Raw genomic sequence first — 3,237 nt, forward strand, 5'->3', positions numbered from 1 at the left:
GGGGCTAGATGGATTAAATCTTACCCTAGCCTGGATAGTGGCACTTTGTTTCTAACTTGACTGCTGATCAGGTAAGTCCGCTTGTCAATAGGGTTTGAGACGCGCTAACCCTGCAACTAAATTGACTTGTTTTGGTGTCCAGTTGCTACTTTGTAAAAAGTTATCTATTGCTGATTCATCGTCTAAATCTATATCTACATTAGATTCTGAAAGTATTTCCGAGATATCTGTATTTTCTAGGAACAGTTCGTACCACTCTTGAAAAGTTTCAGGACTAAACAGTTTCCTGGCTTCTTCAAATGAAATTTTCTCCCATCCAGCATCTGTAACTATTTTATTACCAGTAGGAGCAATGAACAGATTCTCTTCTTCTAGCATCCAAGGGAAGGATCTATTGTGATGTTTTCTCTTTCGTTTACCCATTGAACAACTTCATGCCATTGCAATGTTTACGACAAGCGGCCTTACGCGTCTACGTACTCAACTTTAAGCTATCGTTGATTATTTGGTAGGCTTCTTTACCAAGGGACAACTTTTGTTTGTAACAGTACATATACTACAGGAGTAATGTATTGTTTTGCACTTATTTTTGCTCTGGTATCACCCACAAAAATCATCCACTCGGATATCCCGCCAGACATCAGAAACCTGCCAGCCAGAGTTGCCCACAGATTGTACTGGAGGATTATCAAGGAATGGAATGTAGTCAGGAACTCTTGGCTCTGAAATTGCTACTGGTTTCTCCTCAACCACAGGGGCTGTATATTCGCCAGTATTAGCTTCTTGAAGTTGGTCTTCTGCTTCTTCGATTAACTTCATCTGTCTCAGGGTAAGCTTGTCGGATTTTTTGATGATTTCCTTCTTGGTATCTATATGATTAGAAGTATTCATTGGCTGTTCCCTCAAAAGCATTGGCAAAAAATTTGTCTGGGTAAAGTTGGGGAAGGTAAGTGTTAATAATTTGCACGGAGTAAACACTCTACTGTAAATCTATGGGAAATACCAGTCCCTTGCTGAAGAATTAATCAATATCTGGCGTAAAAGTGTATTTTACTTAAATGAAAACGTCAAAAGAGTGAGATTTCCTTCTTCAACGCTTCACTCCAAGCAACGATTGGGTTCTCCAAGAGGAACGAAACTCAGTTGGTATAGCGCACTCAACTGCCACTGCCACTTTTCAAAAGCTGGCTAGCAAATATTTATATAAAACTTATGCAAGCAACTAACACCACAGTCAGACGAAAAAAGTTGTTGGTTTAACTATAACAGGACTTACAAGCCGATATGTTCCCTATTTCAATATGGTAGTTAAAAGAGGAGTCAAACAAGACAGTACTAATAAGCTTATCCTTGTCTGCGATGATGTTGCAGACAACTGCTTTTTCTTCCAAACTCTTTTAGAAATGGAGGGTTATGAAGTTGAAATTGTGGAGTCGGGAGCGGCAGCGCTAGCTTTCCTTGAATCAAAAATACCTGATCTACTTCTACTAGATGTGATGATGCCCGACATGGATGGGTACGAAGTCGCTCGGCGCATCCAAAACAATCCGATTCTACAACAAATTCTAAGTATTTTGTTAATTACGGCAAACGAAGAGGCGTTTTTTAGAAAAGAGGCTGATGTCAAGGTGGCTGGAATTATCCGAAAGCCCGTTGAGCCAGATGCATTAATAGGATATGTTCAAGCAGCTCTACAGCTTGGGCATCATTTATGACCAAAATCTCTTGATGAAGTAAGGTTGTTGGGGCTATTTCTTCCCCACACCAAAACCTGCAAACCCGCCCTAACGAGGCTTGGTCGGATGTTAATAATTACACGAAATTAACAAGTTACAGCAAATTTATGGAAAATACGAGTTCCTTGGTCAGAGATTTACGAATTAGGAAAAAAATCTTTTTTGAACTACTTCAGCCTGAAAATAGAGGGTTAAAAGTTCTCGCCGTTGGGGAGGATTGAGAAACTTGTCAGCACAGAAAGGAAAAATCCTGGTAGTAGATGACGAAGCCGGCATCCGCCGAATTTTGCAAACACGTCTAGAAATAATTGGCTACAGTGTAGTTACAGCTAGTGATGGTGAAGAAGCTTTATCAGCTTTTCGTCTTTCGACTCCTGATTTGATAGTTCTGGATGTGATGATGCCAAAGCTGGATGGCTACGGTGTCTGTCAACAATTACGAAGAGAATCAAATGTGCCAATCATCATGCTCACAGCTTTGGCAGATGTAGCAGATCGGATTGTTGGGCTAGAGTTAGGTGCAGACGACTATATGACAAAACCTTTCTCACCCAAGGAACTAGAAGCCCGAATTGCTTCTATACTAAGACGACGCTCTTACAAAACTGATATCAATATTATTCCTAACTCTGGGATAATTCATGTCGGCGACCTAAAAATCGATACAAGTGAAGGACTTGTCCATAAAAATGAGCAACGGATTCGGCTAACAGGTATAGAATTTAGCTTACTAGAGTTGTTAGTGAGTCATTCTGGAAAAGTTTTTTCAAGGTTAGAAATCTTGCAGGAGTTGTGGGGTTTGGTAGGAGGATTTCATACAGACACTCGTGTGGTAGATGTGCATATCTCGCGGTTGCGGACAAAGGTAGAATCCGACCCCAACGACCCAGAATTCATTATCACAGCAAGAGGTAGTGGTTATTTTTTCCCACGAATTATTGATTCAGAACAGTAATAAAGCTCTCATTCGCTCTCGAGTGTACAACCATAAGACTTCGAGCATCTTAGGATAGGCTTTTTGCTCCTAAAAACTGGTAGATTGCGGGGAGTTTGCAGCGCAACACTCAAACCCCAACATATCTGGCAAGATGGCATTAAGGAGTATTAGTTCTGGGCGCAATTGTTCAAAAATATTTATTGCTTCTGCATCATTTTTAGCTTGAGCTACTCGATAGCCTGATTGTTCTAGCAAAAAGCATAGTTCTTGGCGGTTTGCCTGATTGTCAGCAATCATCACTAAAGATTGGTTACTTGAAGAGAAGCTTTCATTTAGAGTGTTTGCTTTCATGACAGTAGACTGATTTTAGCAGAGTGTTTAAGCGGTTTTGCTATTTGCGTTACTAAGATCAATGATTAACAAGCGTAAGCCATTAACCAATACCTTAGCTAAAAGAAGAGGGTGAAGAGATAGGGCGCTCTGTAGTAGAGTTATTGTCTACCACAACGACAACTCAAACGCTACAATTCGCCCATGTTCGATATCCTATCACTCTTACAATGC

General features: G+C 40.5%; 5 protein-coding genes. 2 read left to right on the forward strand and 3 right to left on the reverse strand.

Annotated features, from left to right (window positions below):
• Positions 1-84 precede the first annotated feature (84 nt).
• Both H6G97_RS48475 and H6G97_RS48480 read right to left on the reverse strand, forming a co-directional pair.
• Positions 85-423 carry a hypothetical protein gene (locus H6G97_RS48475; protein WP_190947436.1) on the reverse strand — a complete coding sequence of 113 codons (339 nt, stop codon included), beginning with the start codon at positions 421-423 and terminating at the stop codon, positions 85-87.
• A 177-nt stretch (positions 424-600) separates the two neighbouring features.
• Positions 601-891, reverse strand: a complete 291-nt coding sequence (locus H6G97_RS48480; protein WP_190947437.1) for a hypothetical protein — start codon at positions 889-891, stop codon at positions 601-603.
• A gap of 410 nt (positions 892-1,301) precedes the next feature.
• Between H6G97_RS48480 and H6G97_RS48485 the strand changes: the two genes are divergently transcribed.
• Both H6G97_RS48485 and rpaB read left to right on the forward strand, forming a co-directional pair.
• Positions 1,302-1,715, forward strand: a complete 414-nt coding sequence (locus H6G97_RS48485) for a response regulator (protein ID WP_190947438.1) — start codon at positions 1,302-1,304, stop codon at positions 1,713-1,715.
• Positions 1,716-1,962: 247 nt separating this feature from the next.
• Positions 1,963-2,691: a response regulator transcription factor RpaB gene (rpaB, locus tag H6G97_RS48490; protein ID WP_190947439.1), complete on the forward strand. Its 729-nt coding sequence runs from the start codon at positions 1,963-1,965 to the stop codon at positions 2,689-2,691.
• Between the two features lie 69 nt (positions 2,692-2,760).
• Here rpaB and H6G97_RS48495 read toward each other — a convergent pair whose 3' ends face one another.
• Entirely contained in the window at positions 2,761-3,024 is a 264-nt protein-coding gene (locus H6G97_RS48495; RefSeq protein ID WP_190947440.1) for a response regulator, read from the reverse strand.
• Positions 3,025-3,237: the final 213 nt, after the last annotated feature.

The organism is Nostoc flagelliforme FACHB-838 (assembly GCF_014698065.1).
Classification (GTDB): domain Bacteria; phylum Cyanobacteriota; class Cyanobacteriia; order Cyanobacteriales; family Nostocaceae; genus Nostoc; species Nostoc flagelliforme_B.